The organism is Methylobacterium symbioticum (assembly GCF_902141845.1).
In the GTDB taxonomy this organism is placed as follows: Bacteria; Pseudomonadota; Alphaproteobacteria; order Rhizobiales; family Beijerinckiaceae; genus Methylobacterium; species Methylobacterium symbioticum.
In genome coordinates this window covers 1-4,908 of sequence record NZ_CABFPH010000190.1, presented here as the reverse complement: position 1 = coordinate 4,908, position 4,908 = coordinate 1, and the positions used below count along the sequence as shown (strand labels likewise).

Annotated in this window: 2 protein-coding genes and 1 pseudogene; 2 read left to right on the top strand and 1 reads right to left on the bottom strand. The window is 72.3% G+C overall.

Annotation, left to right across the window (positions count from 1 at the left end):
* The first annotated feature begins 98 nt into the window (after positions 1-98).
* Together MET9862_RS28370 and MET9862_RS28365 are read left to right on the top strand one after the other, a co-directional pair.
* Complete coding sequence (locus MET9862_RS28370; protein ID WP_142586231.1) at positions 99-2,501, top strand: beta strand repeat-containing protein; 2,403 nt, start codon at positions 99-101, stop codon at positions 2,499-2,501.
* A complete protein-coding gene (locus tag MET9862_RS28365) occupies positions 2,485-4,485 on the top strand; it encodes a caspase family protein (RefSeq protein ID WP_185157043.1) in 2,001 nt (666 codons plus the stop codon). Before MET9862_RS28370 ends, MET9862_RS28365 begins: the two co-directional genes overlap by 17 nt.
* A gap of 21 nt (positions 4,486-4,506) precedes the next feature.
* Here MET9862_RS28365 and MET9862_RS29735 read toward each other — a convergent pair.
* Positions 4,507-4,908: pseudogene (locus MET9862_RS29735) on the bottom strand (hypothetical protein); the annotation flags it as partial.

Below are 4,908 nucleotides of genomic sequence, written 5' to 3'. Positions count from 1 at the left end.
TTAGTCACCATCATGGCGAGCGCCGCGCGCGACGACGCTCAGCATCCCATCCGGCAGAGTCCGCTGGAGCGCCTTCGCCTCAGACCAGGGCGCCGACAGTGACCTGGGGCACCGGGGCCGGCGGGGCCCGCACCACGCTGACGTTGAGCGCCTACCGCTCGATCGCGGTGAACGCGAACCTGACGGTGAGCGGCAGCGGCGACCTCGTCCTCAACACCAACCAGGGCGGCACGGGCGGCACGCTGACCTTCGCTCCGACCGCGAGCGCCTCGTTCACCGGAACCGTTCCGCCGACCGCCCGCTCCCTGGTGATCAACACCCTGCCCTACACGATCCTGGGCAGCCAGACGGAGCTCCTCGGCGCCCTCAGCACCCAGGCCGGGGCGGCCGGGCGCTACGCCCTCGCCACCAACGTCGATGTCACCGGCATCCCGTTCACGCGGCCGCTCAACACGACTCAGGCCGGGGCGGACATCCCCTTCACCGGCGCGTTCAACGGCCTCGGTCACACGATCAACGGGCTCTCGATCACCTCTCCGAACCAGTATGTGGGCCTGTTCGGGACGGTGAACGGGGGCTCGATTGCGAACCTGAACCTCACGAACGTCAATATCCGCAGCACCTATGGCGGCACCGGCGCCAGCTATGTCGGCGGCTTGGTGGGTCTTGCCAGCAACGCGACCCTGTTCGGGGTAAACGTCAGTGGAGCGGTCGCCAATGCGACCGCCAACACCGCGTCCTTCACCGCGACCGGCGGCCTGGCCGGCAGCAGCTCCGGCCCGGTGACGCGCTCCGTCGCGAACGTGGCGGTCACGGGCGGGGGCAGCACCGGATCGAGCTCCACCGGCGGCCTGATCGGAGAGAACAACGGCACCGTCTCGCAATCCTTCGCGACCGGCGCCGTCAGCGCCAACGGCGCGGCGGGCTTCAACGATGTCGGCGGCCTGATCGGCACCAATGGCGGGGCCGTGACGCAATCCTACGCCACCGGCGCCGTGACCGGCGGCAACACGTCGGCGACCGGAGAGGCCGGCACGGTCGGCGTCGGCAGCTTCACCGGCGGCCTGATCGGCTACGGGGGCAGCGGCGACCTCGACCAGGTCTACGCCACCGGTCAGGTCCGCGGCGGGAACGGGCCGACGAGCAACAGCTATACGGGCGGCCTCGTCGGCTACAGCACCAGTCCCGTCGCCCGCGCCTACGCGACGGGGGCGGTGACGGGCGGCGTGTCGAGCAACGCCTATACCGGCAGCCTGATCGGCTACCAGACCGGCACGGTCACCCAGTCCTACGGCGTCGGCGCCGTCACGGGTGGCCAAGCCGTCACCGCGAGCGGAATCCTGGTCCCCGCGGCCGTCAGCAATACGGGCGGCCTGTTCGGCTTCTCGAACGGCACGGGGGTCACGGCCTCGTTCTGGGACACGACCACGACCGGACAATCGGGCGCCTCCGGCAACACGCCGACCCTCGCCGGGGCGACCGGGCTGACCACGGCCCAGTTCCAGGACCCGGCCGCCTTCGTTCAGACGGCCTCCGCCCAGGGCTGGAACTTCCAGACCACCTGGGCGCCGCCGAGCGCGGGCTTCTACCCCGAACTCTACAGCACCGCGCGCGTCATCGCGGTGACCGCCGATCCGCAGACGCGCGCCTTCGGCGCGGCCAACCCGCCGCTGACCGGCACGGTCTTCGGCGGCCCGGGCACCAACGCCTTCGACACCTCAACCACACAGCCCAGCGCGGCGAGCCTGCTCACCACCACGGCCACGCCGACGAGCCCCGCCGGCGACTACCCGATCAGCCCGATCGCGGGGACCTTCGTCAGCATCGGCGGCGTGACCTACCGCGTCGCCGGGACCGGGAGCACGCTCACCGTGACGCCGGGCCAGCAGACGCAGCAGGATCCGGCTGTGACGGCGAGCCAGATCGCCAACGCGACGGTCACGCCCAACGTCACCACCTTCCTGCCGAACTTCACGACGGCGGCGCTGGCGCTGCCCGACGCGGTCGACCTGCTGACGATCGGCGGCGGCGGTCCTACGATCGGGCCGGCGCAGGGCAGCCAGGATGCCGGCGGCAGTTCCACGCGCACGGGGGCTCAAAACACACTTGCCGCAGTCCAGCGCGCCGCGAACTCTCTTGAAGGGAAGCTGGCTGCCTGCGATAGAACGAACAACGCCGGTCTGCGCGGAACCACGACCTGCTACAGCAACGCGCTCGACGGCTTCGCCGACACGCTGGAGATCCAGGTCCAGCAGTTGCCGCCCGCCTTCCGCAGCCTCCCGGCGGTGATCCGCCAGGCGGCGCGCCAGGTGCGCACGGCGACGACGGTGGCGGAGGCCCGGGCGGCCGTGCGCGTGGCCGTGGTGGCCGTGCGGAAGGCCATCTCGCTCCTGCGGGCGGATGAACCGGCGGTGGCACGTCTTCAGGTCAGGCAAGGCAATGCGATCGCCTCCGCCCTCCGTACGGTCGACAACCGCCTCTCGCGTGCGGTCGGCCTCTGATCCCGCCCGGCGCCGTCCGGGTCTGGCCCGGGCGGCGCGCGGCCTGATCGTCGCCGGGATCCTCGCGCTCGTCCCCGTGGCCGGGGCGGGCGCCGCCGAGACGCGGGTCGCCCTGGTGATCGGCAATGCCGACTACAAGGCGTTCAAGCCGCTCAAGAACCCGACCAACGACGCCGCCGATATTGCGACCGCGCTGAAGGTCATGGGCTTCAAGGTGCTGAAGGGCAACGACCTGACGCGCGCCGAGATGCTCGACCTGATCAAGCGCTTCCAGGCGGAGGCGAAGAGCGCGGACGCGGCGATCTTCTACTATGCCGGCCACGGCTTCCAGGTCGATCAGAAGAACTACCTCGTCCCGGTCGATGCGGCGATCACCAAGGCGGAGGAGGTGAGCGGGCAGACGGTCGACCTGCAGCAGCTCACCACCGGCCTGGAGAACGGCCGCAGCAGCCGCCTGATCTTCCTCGATGCCTGCCGCAACAACCCGCTGCGCGGCCAACCGGGCGAGGTCGGGGGCAAGGCGATCCAGGACGGGCTCGCGCGGCTGGGCAGCGCGGCGGGCTTCCTGTTCGCCTATGCCACGCAGCCGGACAACGTCGCCTTCGACGGCGGCGGCCGCAACAGCCCCTTCGCGCAGGCCTTCCTCAGCCATCTGCCGGCCCGCGGGCAGGACATCAACACGATGATGATCGAGGTCCGCAAGGACGTCATCGCGGCCACGGGCGGCTATCAGGTGCCCTGGGAGAACTCGTCGCTGACGACGCAGTTCTACTTCGCGCCCGGCCAGCCGGCGCCCGTCTCGCCGGAGACGCAGCTCTGGCAGCTCGCCGCGACGAGCCGCGACCAGAGCCTGCTGCGCGTCTATGTCGGCCGCTACCCCGAGGGTGCCCACGCGGCGGAGGCGCAGCGCATCCTGAAGGTGGCCTCCGCCGATCCGGCGGCGGCGAGCGCCAGCGTGGCACGCAGCACCTCGGACGTCGACACCATCTCGGACGACCGCCTCTGGGACCTCGCGCAGCGCTCGCGGATCCGGGCCCTCGTCGAGTTCTACATCGACCGCCGGCCCGACGGGCGGCACGTCTCGGCGGCCCGCGAGCTGCTCCAGAGCCTGCCGAGCGCCGAGGACGCGGACCTGAAGCCCGAGGTCATCTGCGACCGCAGCGCGACGCATCCGCGCGACGCCACGGCGAACATGCCGGGCGTGCCGCTCGCGGTCCTGGCCGAGAACGGCGCGGCGGCCATCGCGGCCTGCCGGGCGGCCTGGGCGGCCAATCCCGAGATGCCGCACTACGCGGCCCTGCTCGCCCGCGCGCTCGCCGCGACGAAACAGACCGACGAGGCGGTGACGCTGTACCGGCTGGCGGCGGAGCGGGGCGACCTGCGCGCCATGGTGAGCCTCGGCCTCCTCTTGGAGACCGGCGACGGCGTGCGCCGCGACCCGAAGGCGGCCCATGACCTCTACGCCCGCGCCGCCGAGCGCGGCAGCCTGGACGGGGCGATCAACCTCGCGGTCGTCCTGATGGAGGGGACCACGACCGCGCGGGACCCGAACCGGGCCATCGCGCTCCTGAAACAGGCCTCGGCCGCGGGCTCGGCGATCGCGACCTACAATCTCGGCGTGCTGGCCGAGCGCGGCGTGCACAAGGGCGGGGGCGCGCTGCACTACTTCGTGCGGGCGACCGAGCTCGGCGATCCCCGCGGCTTCCTGTCGGCCGCCATCCTGCTCGACGAGGGCCGGACCGTCTCGAAGAACCCGGCGGACGCGGCCGAGATGCTGCTGCGCGGCGCCGCCTCGGATACCGGCGAGGTGATCGAGCAGGTGGTGCGGCGCGCCAGCACCTGGTCCCAGGACACCCTGCGGGCGCTTCAGGGCAAACTGCAGCGGGCCGGCTACTACAGCGGCCCCCTCGACGGGCGCGGCGGCCCGAAGCTGCGCCAGCCCCTGGAGCAGTGGCGCCGGACCGGGGCGCTCTACCTCCAATAGGCCTTCCGCCCGCAGGCGCGCTCAGATCTGCGAGGCGATCGAGCCGAACCCCATGGCGCGGGCGCGGGCGCGGACCTGGGCCTTCTGATCCTCGCGCAGCTGGTCGAGGAACGGGCGGGCCACCCCGTAGATGCGCATCCCGGCCCCGATGCCGAGCGCCTCCTTCGGATCCTGCCCGGCCCGGACCATCGCGCTCTGCTGGGCGCTGATCTCCAGGAGCGCCTGTTCGAGGGGCGGCCAGTAGGGCTCCTGCTCGCGGGTGAGCCGCAGCGAGAGCCGCATGCGGCGGATCTCGCCGGGGGTGAGCAGGCCGTCCGGCGGCGCGCCCGGAGGGGCCGCCTGGACCGCGGGGGCGGGCCGGGCCGGCTTGAGGTCCGGCTTGAGGTCAGCCCTGGGCTCGGCCCTCGGCAGGGCGGCCAGCCG